We start from the raw sequence: 17,703 nt of genomic DNA, 5'->3' as shown, positions 1-17,703 counted from the left end.
AACCTCAACTAAAGGAAATTCTTTTGACAGTTAGAAAGATGGATACTCAGAGGAGGAATTTCAAGGGAGTGAATGAATAAAGATAGCTTTGCAAAAATAGCACTATGCATCTTGGCACTTTAGTGCTTATAACTAATCTTCAATCCAAATAAAGGTAGCTTGCCGACCAGTTTTACCATCACGGCGATACGAATAAAAAGAGGCTTTATCTTGGTAAGTACAAAGTCCAGAGTCAAACACTTGTGTCACACCAGCTCGATTTAGACGTTGCGTTGCCAGCACCGACATGTCAGCAAACCATTTGCCGTCGATATCGCGTGGAGTAAATGCTTGATGCGCCTGTGAGTCAAAATCAACAAAAGCTTGCAGAACATCTTCACCCACTTCAAAAGCTTCAGGCCCAATAGCAGGCCCAAGCCACGCTATCACTTCACCTGAAAACAACGCTAATGCATTTTCGACAATACCATTTGCTAAGCCGCGCCACCCTGCATGAACGGCAGCGACCTGCGTGCCTTGTGTATTAGTCAATAATACAGGTAGACAATCGGCGGTCATCGCTGAACAAACAACATGGCTTGAAGAAGTAAATACACCGTCCGCATCAAGCACTTGTGTTGTTGGTTCATTTGCTTGAGCCACAACGGTCGAATGCGTTTGGTTTAACCAGATTGGCGCATTTGGCATGTTCGCCTGCTGCGCCAACCAAGCTCGGTTCTTCTCTACTAAAGACAAATCATCCCCAACGTGAGTACCTAAATTTAGCCCTTGATAAGGGCCTGTCGAAAAACCGCCTATGCGTGTTGAGGCAAAAGCTTTGACATTTTTAGGCGCACGCCAATTCGGAATGATTGTCTTCATCTTAGAACTCTTCCGGTAAACCGTGCTCTTCCGTATCTTGACGAAGCGCTTCAGTCATCGCCACCATGTCATCAGGCACAGGGGCATGGAACTCAAGTACTTCTCCCGTAATTGGATGTTCAAAGCGTAGCATTACGGCGTGCAATGCTTGGCGATCGAAGCCACGGATCATTGCCGTTAGCTCTTCAGAAGCACCTGTCGGGATGCGAGCACGTCCACCATATGCAATATCACCGAGCAGCGGATGCTGGAGGTAAGACATGTGCACACGGATCTGGTGCGTACGACCCGTTTCAAGACGCAGACGGATACGTGTGTGTTCGCGGAAACGTTCAGCGACACGGTAGTGCGTTACCGCTGGTTTACCCATTGGTGCTACCGCCATAAGCGTGCGCTTGGTAGAATGACGACCAATAGGTTGGTCCACTTTACCGCCCGCTGTCATACGACCAATAGCGATCGCTTCGTACTCTCGAGTAATATTACGTTTTTGCAGTGCGCGAACCAGACGAGTTTGTGCAGGAACGGTTTTCGCCACCACCATCAGACCCGTTGTGTCTTTATCCAGACGGTGCACAATACCTGCACGAGGTACTTCTGCGATATCAGGGTAATGATGCAACAACGCATTAAGTACCGTACCATCTGGCGTACCGGCACCTGGGTGAACCACAAAGTCACGAGGCTTATTGATAACGATAATATCGTCATCTTCAAAAACGATATCTAACGGAATATCTTGCGCTTCCCAGCGTTCTTCATCTTCTAACTCGGCTTGCAATGTAATTTCCTCGCCACCCATTACTTTGGTGCGAGGTTTGGTGACAACTTCACCATTAACTTGAACTTTCCCATCAAGCAGCCACTCTTTCAGGCGCGAGCGAGAGAAGTCCGCGAATAATTCGGCGATAGCTTGGTCTAAACGTTGACCTAACTGGCTATCTTTTACGGTATTTGTTAATACAATCTGCTGAGCCATATCGAACTTTTTTAAAAACTGTGAGACTAATGCTCACGACTGTGAAAAAATAGACTATTACGTCATTGTATCTGTTACTGGAAAGAAAGTAACGGCAGCTTAAGAAATATTTAGATTCAAGGAACAGACTCCTGATATGAAACGTCAGACTTTAACAGGCCTTTTAGCGGTATCCCTTCTGTTTGGATGTGCAAGCAAAGAAGAAATCGTTCCTGATGTGCCGCCTTCGGAACTGTATGCAGACGCACAGATTTCTCTTCAAAGTGGTAATTGGCTTTCTGCAATTGAGAAACTGGAAGCATTAGACTCACGTTACCCATTCGGTGCCTACTCAGAACAGGTGCAGCTTGACCTAATCTATGCGTACTACAAAAACGACGACCTTGCTTTGGGCTTGGCAACCATTTCTCGCTTTATGCGTTTAAACCCAACCCATGAAAAAATGGACTGGGTACTGTACATGCGCGGCCTAAGCCATATGGCGCAAGATCGTAACTTTATGCATGATTTGTTCAGCGTAGATCGAAGCGATCGCGATCCTGAGCCAGTAAAAAAAGCGTTTGATGACTTCAAAAAACTGCTTCAACGCTACCCGAACAGCCCATACGCACAAGATTCACAAAAACGCATGGTTGCGCTGAAAAACCGCCTAGCGAACTATGACTTAGCGACGGCTGACTTCTACCTCCGCCGTGAAGCCTGGGTAGCTGCAATTAATCGCAGTCAAGAGCTACAAAAAGCATTCCCAGACACCGAAGCGGCACGTAAGTCACTGACTATCCAGCTAGAGGCCTACAAGCAACTCGGTTTGGAAGACGCCGTAGCAAGAACTGAAAAGCTTATCGAGCTCAACCCTGTGAAGTAACTGAGCCGCTTCAAACTAAACCGCCACCGTTTTTACCGTGGCGGTTTTTTATTACCCGCAATAGCGTGTTCTGCCCTTGCTTGATGATCTACGGGGCTCTACATATGCTTAAAGTTCCCCTCCCCTTTATAAAAGGATGTGAACGTGAAGATACCTAAGCTATGCGCAGTTATGCTGCTCTTATTGTCTGCTTCCGTTTGCGCACTGCAAATATCACCACTCAAGCAACCTCCTTACACTGGGGATCTCGATGTTATTAAAGAGAAGAATGTTTTACGTGTCCTCGTTTCTGCTGATCTAGGCTTCTATTACATTGAGGGCGGTACACCAAAAGGAATAGGTGCAGAACTCCTGGCGCATTTCGAAAAAGACCTTCGTAAGCTCAAACCGAAACTTAACGTACAAATTATTCCTCTAGCCCGTGACCAACTTCTGCCAGCCTTAGAAAATGGCTCCGGTGATCTAGTCGTCGCCAATCTGACCATTACCAACACACGTAAACAGAAAGTCGATTTTAGTTCACCCATTCTTACTGGTATTGACGAGTGGATAGTCACGAACAAAAGCACACCAGCCATGACTAACATTGAGCAACTGAGCGGCAAAGAGGTTTGGGTACGTGCCAGTTCTAGCTACTTTGAGAGTATTCAAGCACTAAATAAGAAGCTAAATAAAAAAGGCTTGCCACCCGTTGTCGTACATTTTATTGAAGAAACACTGCAAGACTACGAACTGGTTGGGATGCTCAATAACGGCTACGTCAAAGCCATTGTTCTCGATAGTCATAAAGCCAAACTTTGGCTGAAGGTGATGGATGATATTCGAGCTCACCCAGAAATCCCTATTCGTGAAAATGGTAAAATCGCTTGGGCAATGCGGGAAAACAGCCCAAGTTTGAAAGCCGTCGTGAACAAGTTTATTCAGAAATCTCGTTCTGGGACACTGCTCGGTAACGTCATTTACGGAAAATACATCGATAACACAGGTTGGCTAAACAAAGCCCTTAACCCCAACAAAATTGCTCAACTAGAAAAGCTTGCTACGTTGTTTTCACGCTATGGTGAGAAGTACGATATCGACTATCTACTGATCGCAGCCGTCGCTTATAAAGAGTCCGGCTTTAATAACGACCTCGTTGGAAGTCGAGGTGCAGTCGGCATAATGCAAGTTCTACCCAGCACGGCTCGAGACCCTAATATCAATATCAAAAACGTTCGGCAGCTAGAAAACAATATTCATGCTGGCGTGAAGTATTTAGCATTTTTGCGTAAACAGTACTTCAGTGATCCTGCTATTACGGCGGAAAATAAACTCTACTTTACCTTAGCGGCTTACAATGCTGGCCCCGGGAATGTAGAACGAATTCGTAAACGTGCAGCCCAGCAAGGCTACGATCCTAATATTTGGTTCAATAACGTGGAAGTCGTTATGCGGAAAAGTTTAAGCTCAACGGTTGGGTACGTCACAAGCATTAATCGCTATTACGTTATATACAAACAGCTAGAAAGTTTGGACCAGGTCAAAAGTCTAGAGCGGGTATCACTGGCTCCAAAGGATCCCTTCTTCATGATACCGCTACGAAAAGTCAGTCAAACGCCAGACACAAAAAAGCCGCTTGTACAATAAGCGGCTTTGTAAATAAATTCGTCTGAGAGACTCAGTGATTGTCATCACACTTTACGTATAGTTAAATTTTAACCACCTCTAATATTAGGCCGTAAAACTTCCCTAAAAACGAAGACGTTTTCAGCTGAGTACTCTATCCAATCTACGGATTTACTAACCGATAACAAGCAATTTCACGATAAATCTCAGCAGATCTTGAGTGAGATCACATTCATTTTTCATCATAAAAACCCCGAACAAAATAATGATCTGAATCACATTTTTTTATGCTTAAAGCGGTAATCTGAACTCAACCCATGAGGGATGCAACAGAGGAAAAACACTTATGACAATGAATATCACTGGCAAAAACATCGAAATCACCTCTGCAATCCGAGCTCATATTGAGAGCAAGTTTAAAAAACTGGAGAAATGGCAAGTAGACCTAATTGGTTGCCAAGCAACTTTCAGTGAGGAACCAAACAAACAGAAGAAATTCGAAGCCGTTATTAAAGTTCCTAAAGGCCAGCTCATTGCCTCAGCAACTCACGAAGATCTTTACGCAGCTATCAACGAAGTGGAGCAAAAACTAGAACGACAATTGAACAAGCTGACCCACAAACCTGAAGCTCGCCGAGCGAATAAGCCAGAGCTAGTGGAAGAAGAAGAGTAAACTGACCAGATTGAGGAAATAGCGCCGAAAGGCGCTATTTTTTTGCTTGACGCTCTCCCCCGCCTTGCTTATTGTGTTTAAACACTCATAAATTAAGCACTATTTATGCATTTAACCTCACTGTTTATTTTTGACTTCTTTTTCCTCCCATAGTCGGAGGGGCGAACTCGTTTGTGAAAGAAAAGTCAAAAACAAACAGAAAGCCTCCCAAATCGGGAGGCTTTTTTATAAGGAAAGAATTGATGACTGACCAACCTATTTCCCTCGAAGAAATTCGTTTGCGCTTGAATGAGCTGGATGACCAACTTCTCAGCTTATTGTCTGAGCGCCGTAAACTCAGCATTGAAGTAGCCAAAAGTAAAGTACAAACCTCAAAACCCGTTCGTGATGCCGTTCGAGAACAACAACTATTAGTTAAGCTGATTTCTAATGGCCGAGATAAATACGAACTCGACGCGCAGTACATCACTAAACTTTTCCATACCATCATTGAAGACTCTGTGCTTCTTCAGCAAAGTTACCTGCAAAACCTCGTTAACCCGCAACAAAGTCGTAAGCCACTTGCTCGCGTCGCTTTCTTAGGAGCCAAAGGCTCTTACTCGCACTTGGCAAGCCGCGAATACTTCAGCCGTAAAAATACAGAACTTATCGAGCTCAACTGCGAACACTTCAAAGAAGTGACTCAAACAGTAGAATCGGGCCATGCTGATTATGGTGTTCTGCCTATCGAAAACACCAGTTCAGGCTCTATTAATGAAGTGTATGACCTACTACAACACACGACGCTGTACATCGTTGGAGAGCTAACTCAACCAATCGAGCACTGCTTGGTTGCGAAAAAAGACATTCGTCTGGAAAACATTAAAACGCTGTATTCACATCCTCAGCCACACCAACAGTGCAGTGAGTTTTTAAGCCGTATGAAAGGTGTAAAACTGGAGTCTTGCGCCAGCACGGCAGATGCAATGCAAAAAGTCCAAGAGATGGATCGTGATGATGTTGCTGCAATTGGTAATGCATCAAGCGGTAAGCTATACGGCTTGCAAGCAATTCAAGGCAACATCGCAAACCAAACTGAGAACCATACTCGTTTTATCGTGGTTGCTCGCAAACCAGTTGAGGTTTCAACTCAGATTCCAGCAAAAACTACCTTGATCATGTCGACCTCCCAAGAGGCTGGCTCACTGGTTGAAACACTATTAGTGCTGCAACGTTACGGCATCAATATGACCAAGCTAGAATCACGTCCAATTATGGGGAACCCATGGGAAGAAATGTTCTACGTAGACTTGGAATCCCATCTTGCTTCGACAGAAATGCAACAGGCACTAGAAGAGCTAACAAAAATAACTAAACACTTGAAAGTATTAGGCTGTTACCCTAGTGAGAACGTAAAGCCTACCCAAGTAAAATTGAGTTAATAGACACCAGTGAGTAAAAAGATCATGGCAACCCAAAAAGTCGTAATCGCATCGCTAAACCCAGCTAAAATTAATGCCGTTCAAAGTGCATTTAACAGTGCATTTCCGCACCAAGAGTTCAACTTCGTCGGCGTCAGTGTACCTAGTGAAGTCGCAGATCAACCTATGACTGATGAAGAAACTCATCGCGGTGCACTAAACCGCGTTAAAAACGCAAAAGTAGAGATGCCAAACGCGGATTACTATGTCGGACTTGAAGCGGGAATTGAAACAAACGTGACGTTTGCGTGGATGGTGATTGAGTCGAATACTCACCGTGGTGAATCTCGCTCTGCGAGCTTAATGCTGCCGCCTAAAGTATTGGAAAAACTCGAACATGCGAATGAGCTGGGAGATGTCATGGATGAGGTGTTTGGTACCGAGAACATCAAACAGAAAGGTGGTGCCATCAGCCTGCTCACCCAAAACCAGCTGACTCGAAGTTCGGTTTACCATCAAGCCTTGATTCTGGCTCTGATTCCATTCACAAACCCTGAGCACTTCCCTTCAAATTTATAAGGCTCACCCTATTCGCTAGGTATGAAAAAGGGCGGATATTTCCGCCCTTTTTAACATGTTATCTTAACCACTTGTGATACCAATCCCTAAAGGCGAATTGGAATCACTGGCTACTTAGATACCGCAACTTGCTCTAACAAAACCTTGAGTTTGTCTTTCTCTTCATCAGATTTAGACTTTAACTCGTTAGAGCCACGAGTAATAGTGGCAATACCCACGCCAAGCATCTGGCTGATCTGGCGTTGAGATAATTTTCCTTTAAGAAGCTCGTTAATAATATTAACGCGTGATATTAATGATTCTCTCTCATCACGTGACATCAGCATGGTTAACAGCATGTCATCTTGCTCACTCTCCATGCTAGTTCGAATTAGCTCAATAATCTGTTGCCAGTCTCTGTACTCGGGTTCGTGCGACATCAAGTTACCTCACTCAATACTTGGTATTGATCTCATGTTGATTCAAGAACGCGCCATCGATACCCAAAAGATCACGGTAATATGTTTCAAACATCAGGATGTTTTGTACATAACCGCGTGTCTCTCTAAATGGAATTGCCTCAATAAAGGCATAAGCATCCACTTTTCCTTGGGTACGCTCTCGCCACGTTTTTACTCTGTTAGGACCTGCATTATAAGCAGCAAGAGCAAAAATACGATTATTATCGTAATCCTCTAATAAGCCTTGCAAATAATGGCTACCAATTTCGATATTTTTGCCCACATTGTAGAGATCCTGCGTACCTTGATAACTCAACTTATATTTACGTGCTGTGTACTTTGCTGTTGCGGGCATGATCTGCATAAGACCACGAGCACCAACTGGAGAACGGGCTTCGACATCCAACGCACTTTCCTGTCGAGCCAGGGACATCATCGTCACGGGATCTATGTTGTGTTTTTTTGCATAAAAGTTAAACCACCAGCGATGCGCAATCGGGAACCTCAGTTCGATATTATCCCACATCTGCGCTTGAATACTCGCGGTCACCGTTAGGTTATGCCAACGCTTAGAAGACGCATAAGCCGCCAACATCGCCTTTTCATCTTTCCCTACGCGGCGCAATAAATGTGCCCATTCACTTTTCGCTGCTGCGATTTTATCCGTCGCGATCAACTCTTCAATACGAACTAACGAATCTTGATAGGGTTGAACCACTCGCTTATCAAACTTAACCGTATGCGTAGGGTATTTGATTGATTGTCCAATCGCATTGGCGGCTGCCACACTATAGAAGTTTCGCTGCCCGACCAAAGTCGCTAAACGCTGTTTCCCTGCGATGTCATCACCTAACGCAATTTCACTTCGTCCAAGCCAGTATTGCCAGCGAAGCGACGCTTGCTCTTCTTTATTGAGAACGGCAATCCACTCTTGTACGCCTTTCCAATCCGCGTTCTGAATCGCTAGGCGAATGCGAGTTTCAATGAGCGGTAAGTACTGGCTGGTTTTCGTTTTATCATCGCGCCACTTAGCTAGTGACTCAGACTCAGTACGGGTCAATCGAAATGCGATATAGTCAGCCAGGGCTTGCGCCTTTTCTGGAGAAAACTTCTGCCCTTTAATAACGGCATCATATACACTCTGCGCTTGACTGGTATTCATGCGAGCTAGCTTTTCCAACGCATATTCGCTTTGCGCTCGATTAAAATCATTAGCCGGTTTTTTCTTCGCGAACTCCGCAACGCTTGAAGGGTTATCAAACAACGCCTTCATTTCTTTCGCTTGTTGCCTTGCCTGCGAGGATTTAGGCAGTTTAAGTAAGTAACTCATCAAACTGCCATTACGAGCATCAAACGCCAGTAGCATACGCTGGAGAATTAATTCATCAGTACGTTCACCTGCCTTGTCCCATGCTGCGAATAATGGATCGCACTCATCGGCAATACTTCTGCCACGCAACCACATATGCTCAGCCCCTTTAAACGCGGCGACTGTCTTACCTTGCTCTAACTGAGCCACGTAGAAAATACATTGGTAACGCTCGCCACTTGGAATGACTTTTTGAAATTCAGTAATGGTTTTCCAATCTTTTTGCTTATAAAGATGGTTGAGGTATGGAGCGCGAACACGACGAGAAAAAGGAAACGACTCGTACTCCGAAATAAATTCGTTCACCTGCTGTGGCGACTTTTCCGGTAACTTTCTAATAAATGTTCGGTAGTCCACATAAGGCGTCAGTGGATAGTCAGAAATTTTAGGACGGATCGAAAGGTATCCGTCGATGTCATTTTTATCTAATAAATCTTGAGCTTGCTCATAAACTTCACGCTGCTTTTCCAAGCTCAGCGCGGCATTAGCACTCAAACTCATCGCACACAGCGCGGCTGCGCAGCATACGTTTTTAGCCAATTCAGATACGTTGAATCTCATTTGTGTCATTTTCCCCAGACATATACTGCCCCAAAGCCTCGTTTTGTTAGCGTTCATGTGATGTTAAGGCAATTTTCACACATGCATCTATTTACACAGAATGCAGATGTCCATGTAAAGCAACTTAGTGTATTAAAAATTGTACTCGTGAAACTTTTAAGACGATGGAGACAAGGAGTTCCTAACTTGTGCAGAAAGCACTTCGTCATTTATAACGAATAACAAAAGTGTATACCCTAACCGTGTAAGTTTCCGGTCAGCTCAAAATAAGAAATCCATTCGAAAGGGAAATTCTTGCAATGCGGTAACAAAAACAAAGCACTTGGTATAAAATGATGGGTTTGAATGACAGTTAATTTAGGAACGATCGGCAATGGCTGAATACGTATATACCATGTCGCGGGTGAGCAAGATTGTGCCACCTAAGCGTCAAATTCTTAAAGACATCTCTCTGAGCTTCTTCCCTGGTGCGAAAATCGGTGTTTTAGGTCTGAACGGTGCAGGTAAATCCACACTGCTACGTATCATGGCAGGTATCGACACGGATATCGACGGTGAAGCGCGTCCACAACCTGGTCTAAACGTAGGCTACCTACCCCAGGAGCCAGTATTAGACGAATCAAAAACCGTTCGCGAAGTTGTTGAAGAAGCGGTTGCTGACGTTGCTGACGCATTGAAACGTTTGGATGCGGTCTATGCGGCTTACGCAGAACCAGATGCAGACTTCGACGCACTTGCAAAAGAGCAAGGCGAACTTGAAGCTCTGATCCAAGCGAAAGATGGTCACAACCTAGAAAACGCACTTGAGCGAGCTGCAAACGCACTTCGTTTACCTGAATGGGACCAAAAAATTGCGCACCTATCAGGTGGTGAACGCCGCCGTGTCGCTATTTGTCGCCTGCTACTTTCTAAACCAGACATGCTGCTGCTTGATGAGCCTACCAACCACCTAGATGCAGAATCTGTTGCTTGGCTAGAGCGCTTCTTAGTGGATTACACAGGTACTGTAGTCGCTATCACCCACGACCGTTACTTCCTAGATAACGCCGCAGGTTGGATCTTAGAGCTTGACCGTGGTGAAGGTATCCCATGGGAAGGTAACTACACCTCATGGTTGGAGCAAAAAGACGCTCGCCTACAACAAGAAGCATCTCAAGAAAGTGCTCGTCAAAAAACCATCGAGAAAGAACTTGAGTGGGTACGTAAAAACCCTAAAGGTCGTCAAGCGAAATCAAAAGCACGTATGGCACGCTTTGAAGAACTGCAAAGCTCTGATCACCAAAAACGTAACGAAACCAATGAACTGTTTATCCCGCCAGGTGAGCGCCTAGGTGATAAAGTTATTGAAGTGAAGAACCTAACGAAGTCATTTGACGGCCGTGTTCTAATTGATGACCTATCATTCAGCATCCCTAAAGGTGCGATTGTTGGTATCATCGGTGCGAACGGCGCAGGTAAATCGACCCTATTCAAGATGTTAAGTGGTACTGAACAACCAGATTCAGGCACAATTGAAATGGGCGACACTGTGAAACTTGCATCGGTCGATCAGTTCCGTGACAGCATGGACGATTCTAAAACCGTATTCCAAGAGATTTCTGAAGGCGCAGATATCATTAAGATCAACAACTTCGAAATCCCTGCTCGCGCGTACTGTTCGCGCTTTAACTTTAAAGGCAGCGACCAACAAAAAATCATTGGTGAGCTATCAGGTGGTGAGCGTAACCGTGTCCACCTTGCGAAACTGCTTAAAGCGGGCGGTAACGTGTTACTACTCGACGAACCGACCAACGACCTTGACGTGGAAACACTGCGTGCTCTAGAAGAAGCACTACTAGAGTTCCCTGGTTGTGCAATGGTTATCTCGCACGACCGTTGGTTCCTTGACCGTATCGCGACCCACATCATTGACTACCGTGACGAAGGCCAAGTTAACTTCTACGAAGGTAACTACACCGAGTACATGGACTGGTTGAAGAAAACGTTGGGCCCTGAAGCCGCAGAACCACACCGCATCAAATACAAGCGTATTGCGAAGTAATAGCAACCCGCAAAGTTTGATTGTAATTTGTACAAAGGCCGCTATCATAGCGGCCTTTGTTTTCTTTGTTATAAAAAAGAGCTCATTAGCCCGTCTCGTTCGTTAAGAACATGACATTGCACTTACGTCACTCTGTAGCGACCTCGACACTTTTCAAACAGCAATCGAACATTTTTTGTTCGCATTGATATACTATTCAATTCTGTTTGAAGACATGACGAGAAAATGCACATGGCAGAGAGACGACGCTTTTCACGCATTCTCCATCAAGCGCCAGCGAAGGTAGAACAACGTGACTTGGCAATTGAAGCTAGGATTCAAGATCTTTCCTTACATGGTTTACTCATGAAAGTGGAAGAGACTGAGGCTTTGGATCCAGCCCTTCCAGTCCATGTAACTTTTTCATTTGATCAATCCGAACAAGTGATTACGTTAAAAGCGCAAATTGTGGATGTTTCTAAGTGTGAGATTAGGTTAAAGATCATCAAGATAGACATCGAGAGCATTAGCCAACTAAAACGATTTATAGAATTGAATGTAGGCAATAACGACCTTCTGAACCGAGAGTTAGAACATCTCTCTGATTTAGGAGAAAAATAAATGAACGCCTATTTAAGTAACAATAACTATGTCTAAAAAAATCATCATGCAGATCCCGACGAAAGACGGCGATCAGCAGTTCTATTTGGGCCGCAGTTCGGTCCTAGCAGTATTTGCTTCGGTATTGGCATTACCCGCCGTCGTTGGTGGCGCGTGGTATCTCAATCAACAGCAGATACACAATAAAGACGAACTAACACAAACCATCGCCAAACTAGAAAGTGAAAAGGCCGAAATCACCGCGCTTTATGAAGAGCAGCTTGATACCAACCACTCGCTTTCTCAGTCATTGACCGATAAGAACAATCAAATTCAGCTATTAGGAAAACGGGTATTCGACGTCGAATCGGTTCTAGGTCTCGCTGACGAAGAGCTGATGATCGATGAAAACAACATGGCGTTAGAAGAGCGAATTGATGCAGCAGCTATCGATTCCGCGGTTCGAGCAACCATGTTTCGTTTGATTCCAAATGATAGCCCAGTGACATACCAACGTATTTCTTCTTCCTACGGCAGTCGCATTAATCCTATTTCAGGTAAACGACACGTTCATACTGGTATCGATCTTACCTGTAAACGAGGAGAAGAAATCCTCGCACCTGCAGACGGAGTGGTGGAAACCGTTCGCCCGAGTAATCGTGGCTATGGCAACTATGTCACTATTCGTCACTCATTTGGCTTTATGAGCTCCTTTGCTCACTTACAACGCTTTAAAGTGAAAAGCGGCCAATTTGTCAGTAAAGGCGATGTGATTGCTCAATGTGGTAGTTCAGGTAATTCCACTGGCCCGCACCTGCATTATGAGGTGCGCTTTCTTGGGCGAGCACTCAACCCTCAATACTTGATGGAGTGGACACCTGAAAACTTCAATTATGTATTTGAAAAAGAGAAAAAAGTGAAATGGGGCCCTTTAGTTCAATTGATTGATAATGTCGTGCGTCTGCAAGTCAATTTAACCAACTCCCCCTATCGCGACACCAGTATCAATACAGTATCAAGTGAAGATACCAGCAATACCGCGACTAACTGATTTATCTCTCGACACAAAAAAGAGCAGCGTAAGCTGCTCTTTTCGTTTCGGGCTCCACACGGATAGATAACCCGCGATTAACCACGATGAATATTATCATTCGCCTGTTTGAGTAAGTTTTGGCTCTCATTCATAAATTGTTGTGAATAATCACCAAACCACTCACTCACCTGCTCAAAGCTTTCGACAAATTTGGCTTTATCTTTGCTGTCCAAAATCGCAAGTGCTTCGCCGAAGCGTTGGTGGAATCGCTTAATCATGTCGATGTTTTCTTGCGATGAGAGAATGATGTCACCGTAGAGGTTTGGATCCTGACCAAACAGACGCCCTACCATCGCCAACTCCAGGCGGTAGATTGGTGAGCTCAACTTTAACAGTTGCTCAATGTTCGGGTTCTCTTTGCTTAGATGCATGCCGTAAGCAAATGAGGTGAAGTGACGCAGCGCTTGGATTAACGTCATGCCATGATCGTGCTCTTGCGCATCAGTCTGACACAAGCTCGCGCCCCAAATACCAAACTGTTGCAGCAACCATTGGTATTGATCATTTCCACGGCCATCACAGTACACAATAACCTGCTTGGCAAGGCTCGGAACATCTGGGCCAAACATTGGGTGCAAACCAACCACCGGTCCTTGGTGCACATTCAACATTGCTTGCAGTGGCTTAGATTTGATAGAAGTCAGGTCACACAGAATGCAGTCTTGTGGCAGATTACCTAGCTTTTCAATCACACCTTCTGTTAGGTGAATTGGCACAGTAACCACCACCAGGCCCGCATCTTTTAGGATGTCATCCGCACGATCCCAGTCTTTGCTGCCAAGCACTTTGACTTGATAACCAGATAGCTTGAACATACGTCCAAACAAGCCGCCTAACTGGCCATTACCACCAATAATGACCACTGAGCGTAATTCAGGTTTCAAACACTTAAAACCGGAGTCTTTTTCACTGGCATAAGACTCACGCATGGTACGACGCAGAATATCTTCAATAAGCTGTGGAGGAATTCCCATTTTCTCAGCTTCTGCTCGGCGAGAAGCCAGCATCGCCGCTTCGCGGTCTGGAGCATAAATTGGCAAACCATGTTCGCTTTTTACTTCCCCAACTTTCTCTACCAGCGCCAAACGCTGAGCCAATAGCTCCAACATTTGCTTGTCGACTGCATCAATCTGATCGCGTAATGCGTTAAGTTCAACTGCCATTGATGTTCCTTAAATCCTGTATTAATTAGCCTTTAGACGATTTTCTAAGAAAGGCACTAGCTCTTCATGTGCATGACGTAATAGTGCCTCAGTTGAATCCCAATTGATACATGCGTCAGTGATAGATACACCGTATTTCATCTCTTCAAGAGCTAAGTCAGAAGATTGATTTCCTTCATTGATATGGCTTTCAATCATAAGACCGATAATAGATTTATTGCCTTCACGGATTTGATGAATCACATCCTCCGCGACTAATGGCTGGCGACGGTAATCTTTACGTGAGTTGGCGTGACTACAGTCCACCATTAGTGATGCATCAAGGCCAGATTTCGCCATTTCTTGCTCACACTCAGTAACTGACACTGAGTCGTAGTTAGTTTGCTTGCCGCCACGTAAGATCACATGCCCATTAGCATTACCCTGAGTGGTCAATAGCGCTACCTGTCCCTCACGGTTGATCCCCATAAAACGGTGGCTAGAAGACGCAGCTTGCATCGCATTGATTGCGGTTGCCAAACTACCATCCGTGCCATTTTTAAAACCGATTGGCATAGACAGGCCACTTGCCATTTCACGGTGAGTTTGTGACTCCGTAGTACGTGCGCCGATCGCAGCCCAACTAAAAGTATCCGCCAAGTATTGTGGGCTAATTGGGTCCAGAGCTTCAGTCGCGAGCGGGATTTCCATCTCTGCCAATTCCACTAGCAGTGCGCGTCCAACATGCAGACCATGTTCAATATCGAAGCTGCCATCGAGGTGCGGATCGTTAATCAACCCTTTCCAGCCGACCGTGGTGCGTGGTTTTTCAAAGTAAACACGCATAACAATATACAGTTGGTCACTTAGTTGTTCAGAGAGCGCTTTAAGACGTTTTGCGTAATCCTTCGCCGCTTCCACGTCGTGGATAGAACATGGACCACATACAACCAGCAGGCGATGATCCTTTTTATGAATAATATTAGCGATAGTTTGGCGAGACTCTTGAATAAAGCGGCGCGCTTTTTCACTCAAAGGAAGCTTGGTTTTTAGCTCCTCTGGGGTAATAAGAACCTGCTCTTCGCTAATATTAATATTGCTCAACTCACTTTTCTGCATAACTCTAACCTGTATATTTATTTTTACACCCAACCAAATCCTTGGTGAGACAACTAAGCTTTAACGACAAGATAACAGGCTAAAAAAGAAAAACAAGCGTACACAATAAAAAACATTTGGTGTAAATTTTTATTTACAGATAAATAAAAAGCCAAAGTATAATTAACTTTGGCTTCTAATCGGTGTTTTGAATCGTTTACAAGAGGTTTAGCTGGTCAAGCGTTTCATCGCTTCACTCGCCGCTTTCCACTCTTGAGATAACTTGAGATCGCTTAGAGAAAACGACTGTTTTTTCAGTAACGCATCCGCCAGTGGCACTGTTGATACTGGCAAGTTATCCAACACCTCAATGTGTGCTTCACGCTTATTACACATCAATAGCATATCGCACCCTGCATTCAAAGCCTGAATGGAGCGTTCTGCAGGCCCGCCCATGATAACCGCGCCTTCCATGGTCAAATCATCAGAGAAGATCAAGCCTTTGAAACCAAGTTGCTGACGCAGAATTGTTTTCAGCCAATATTCGGAACCGCTGGCAGGTTGAGAGTCGTAATTAGGAAAAATGACGTGAGCTGGCATCATGGCATCCAGAATGTCGGCTTCTATTTGAGCTTTGAAAATCGCCATGTCTTGCTCAAAAATATCACTGCGCTCATCGTAGGGCGTTTCCAGATGAGAGTCAGCGATCACGCCACCATGACCGGGAAAGTGTTTGCCTGTTGTCGCCATACCGATGCTTTTCATCCCTTGCATGTACGCAGTGCTATGACGAAGGATGGTATTGGTATCTTCCCCGAAGGCTCTGCTACCAATCGCTTTACACTGATGGCCTTTATCCAATACAGGGGCGAAACTCAAATCAATGTCATGAGCAATCAGCTCCGCTGCCATAAGCCAGCCGCCCATTCGAGCAAGCTCTTCACTGTTTTGATGTTTTGCATATTCATCAGCAGCAGGGATAAGAGAAAAGCCCTCACGAAATCGCTGTACGCGCCCTCCTTCCTGATCGACACCAATCAGTAGCGGACGTTTCGCCGCTTTGCGGATAGACTGGGTAAGCGCCTGAAGTTGCTCACTATCATGATAATTCCGTGTAAACAGAATCAAGCCACCAACCGTTGGATGCTCCAAAATTTCTTTGTCTTCAGCAGTCAGCTCATAGCCTGCAACGTCAACCCATAACGGACCCATGTTTTCTCCTCAAATATCTGGTACCAAATGAGGTTATTCGCTTCAGATTTGCTTTACAATAAGCGAATGAAGAATTGACGAGATCGGCTGTGAATTTTAACCAACTTTACATTGGCGTGATGTCTGGCACGAGTATGGATGGTATCGATACGGCTTTGGTTGAGATTGAAGGAAACCAAATTCAGCTTATTGCGCACGATGATTATCCAATGCCTGCCCAACTGAAACAGGCTTTATTGTCCGTTTGCACTGGTCAGGAGACGAACCTGAAAACCATTGGTGAACTCGACCACCAGCTTGGTCACCTGTTTGCCGATGCCGTTCTGCAGCTGCTAGAGAAGTCCGGCTATTCGGCTGAGCAAATACGCGCGATTGGCAATCATGGTCAAACCGTTTTCCACCAGCCAACTGGCGAGTATCCATTTACCACTCAATTAGGGGATGCCAATATTATCGCGGTGAAAACCGGTATCGACACCGTAGCGGATTTTCGTCGTAAGGATATGGCACTCGGCGGTCAAGGCGCGCCTCTTGTACCAGCTTTCCACAAAAGTATCTTCGCGATGCAAGACTCGACAACCGTGGTTTTAAACATCGGTGGTATTGCGAATGTTTCCGTTTTGCACCCACAGCAACCGGTGGTTGGCTACGATACAGGGCCGGGTAATATGTTGATGGATGCCTGGTGTGAAAAGCATACGACGCAAGGGTTCGATAAAGACGCACAATTTGCACTGCAAGGCACAGTCAATCTGGCACTGCTCAATCAATTACTTCAAGAGCCTTATTTAACACGCTCAGCACCAAAAAGTACCGGCCGAGAGCTGTTCAATATCGATTGGTTACAATCCCAACTAACTGGGCATTCACTCTCTGCAGAAGATGTTCAGCGCACATTATGTGAGTATTCCGCCGTTACCATCGCCAGCGAAGTAGAAAAATTTGTTTGTGGCACATCTCCACAACTGCTGGTTTGTGGTGGCGGAGCGAGAAACCCACTGTTGATGCAACGCTTAAGCGAATTAATGCCTCAATGGCAAGTGACCACAACCAACGAAAAAGGCGTTGATGGCGACTATATGGAAGCAATGGCGTTTGCGTGGTTAGCTCAGCGCCATATTAACGGTTTGCCGAGCAATTTACCGGAAGTCACCGGCGCAAGCCGACTGGCTTCACTCGGTGTACTGTATTCAAAAAATTAATAAT

Annotated in this window: 16 protein-coding genes and 1 other annotated feature; of the genes, 9 read left to right on the top strand and 7 right to left on the bottom strand. The window is 45.1% G+C overall.

What is annotated here, in order from left to right; translation table 11 throughout:
* Positions 1-132: 132 nt before the first annotated feature.
* Both pgeF and rluD read right to left on the bottom strand, forming a co-directional pair.
* Entirely contained in the window at positions 133-861 is a 729-nt protein-coding gene (gene pgeF / locus ACZ5ZC_RS10590; protein WP_258669637.1) for a peptidoglycan editing factor PgeF, read from the bottom strand.
* A gap of 1 nt (position 862) precedes the next feature.
* Positions 863-1,840 (bottom strand): 23S rRNA pseudouridine(1911/1915/1917) synthase RluD, encoded by a 978-nt coding sequence (rluD, locus tag ACZ5ZC_RS10585; protein ID WP_005385913.1) that lies wholly within the window; start codon positions 1,838-1,840, stop codon positions 863-865.
* Positions 1,841-1,976: 136 nt separating this feature from the next.
* Between rluD and ACZ5ZC_RS10580 the strand changes: the two genes are divergently transcribed.
* From ACZ5ZC_RS10580 to yjjX, 5 genes are all read left to right on the top strand, one after another.
* Positions 1,977-2,705 (top strand): outer membrane protein assembly factor BamD, encoded by a 729-nt coding sequence (locus ACZ5ZC_RS10580; protein WP_005385927.1) that lies wholly within the window; start codon positions 1,977-1,979, stop codon positions 2,703-2,705.
* A 171-nt stretch (positions 2,706-2,876) separates the two neighbouring features.
* Entirely contained in the window at positions 2,877-4,331 is a 1,455-nt protein-coding gene (locus tag ACZ5ZC_RS10575; RefSeq protein WP_176319053.1) for an MltF family protein, read from the top strand.
* A 325-nt stretch (positions 4,332-4,656) separates the two neighbouring features.
* Positions 4,657-4,983, top strand: a complete 327-nt coding sequence (gene hpf / locus ACZ5ZC_RS10570) for a ribosome hibernation-promoting factor, HPF/YfiA family (RefSeq protein ID WP_005397484.1) — start codon at positions 4,657-4,659, stop codon at positions 4,981-4,983.
* 108 nt (positions 4,984-5,091) lie between these two features.
* Positions 5,092-5,213: a sequence feature (Phe leader region), on the top strand.
* Between the two features lie 12 nt (positions 5,214-5,225).
* Positions 5,226-6,404, top strand: coding sequence for a prephenate dehydratase (pheA, locus tag ACZ5ZC_RS10565; RefSeq protein ID WP_005397485.1), 1,179 nt, complete (start codon positions 5,226-5,228; stop codon positions 6,402-6,404).
* Between the two features lie 24 nt (positions 6,405-6,428).
* Complete coding sequence (gene yjjX / locus ACZ5ZC_RS10560) at positions 6,429-6,962, top strand: inosine/xanthosine triphosphatase (protein WP_005397487.1); 534 nt, start codon at positions 6,429-6,431, stop codon at positions 6,960-6,962.
* 110 nt (positions 6,963-7,072) lie between these two features.
* On the opposite strand, the gene trpR is transcribed toward yjjX, so the two are convergent.
* Both trpR and sltY read right to left on the bottom strand, forming a co-directional pair.
* A complete protein-coding gene (gene trpR, locus ACZ5ZC_RS10555) occupies positions 7,073-7,381 on the bottom strand; it encodes a trp operon repressor (protein ID WP_054867291.1) in 309 nt (102 codons plus the stop codon).
* Positions 7,382-7,394: 13 nt separating this feature from the next.
* Entirely contained in the window at positions 7,395-9,332 is a 1,938-nt protein-coding gene (sltY, locus tag ACZ5ZC_RS10550) for a murein transglycosylase (protein ID WP_464931906.1), read from the bottom strand.
* Positions 9,333-9,705: 373 nt separating this feature from the next.
* Between sltY and ettA the strand changes: the two genes are divergently transcribed.
* From ettA to ACZ5ZC_RS10535, 3 genes are all read left to right on the top strand, one after another.
* The gene (gene ettA / locus ACZ5ZC_RS10545; protein ID WP_005381894.1) at positions 9,706-11,373 is read left to right on the top strand and encodes an energy-dependent translational throttle protein EttA; all 1,668 of its coding nucleotides are present in this window, start codon (positions 9,706-9,708) and stop codon (positions 11,371-11,373) included.
* Positions 11,374-11,604: 231 nt separating this feature from the next.
* Entirely contained in the window at positions 11,605-11,973 is a 369-nt protein-coding gene (locus ACZ5ZC_RS10540; protein WP_046874174.1) for a PilZ domain-containing protein, read from the top strand.
* Between the two features lie 28 nt (positions 11,974-12,001).
* A complete protein-coding gene (locus ACZ5ZC_RS10535) occupies positions 12,002-13,003 on the top strand; it encodes a M23 family metallopeptidase (RefSeq protein WP_005397491.1) in 1,002 nt (333 codons plus the stop codon).
* 77 nt (positions 13,004-13,080) lie between these two features.
* Here the strand turns inward: ACZ5ZC_RS10535 and tyrA are convergent, their stop codons facing one another.
* The 3 genes from tyrA to nagZ form a co-directional block, all read right to left on the bottom strand.
* Positions 13,081-14,208, bottom strand: a complete 1,128-nt coding sequence (gene tyrA, locus ACZ5ZC_RS10530) for a bifunctional chorismate mutase/prephenate dehydrogenase (RefSeq protein ID WP_464931905.1) — start codon at positions 14,206-14,208, stop codon at positions 13,081-13,083.
* A gap of 21 nt (positions 14,209-14,229) precedes the next feature.
* Positions 14,230-15,306, bottom strand: coding sequence for a 3-deoxy-7-phosphoheptulonate synthase (locus ACZ5ZC_RS10525; protein ID WP_464931904.1), 1,077 nt, complete (start codon positions 15,304-15,306; stop codon positions 14,230-14,232).
* A gap of 207 nt (positions 15,307-15,513) precedes the next feature.
* Positions 15,514-16,497 (bottom strand): beta-N-acetylhexosaminidase, encoded by a 984-nt coding sequence (nagZ, locus tag ACZ5ZC_RS10520; RefSeq protein WP_464931903.1) that lies wholly within the window; start codon positions 16,495-16,497, stop codon positions 15,514-15,516.
* A gap of 89 nt (positions 16,498-16,586) precedes the next feature.
* Between nagZ and ACZ5ZC_RS10515 the strand changes: the two genes are divergently transcribed.
* Positions 16,587-17,699 (top strand): anhydro-N-acetylmuramic acid kinase, encoded by a 1,113-nt coding sequence (locus ACZ5ZC_RS10515; RefSeq protein ID WP_054867289.1) that lies wholly within the window; start codon positions 16,587-16,589, stop codon positions 17,697-17,699.
* Positions 17,700-17,703 lie beyond the last annotated feature (4 nt).

Source organism: Vibrio sp. JCM 18905 (assembly GCF_055393305.1).
The sequence above is the reverse complement of the archived record's forward strand: the minus strand, read 5'-3'. Positions and strand labels throughout refer to the sequence as shown.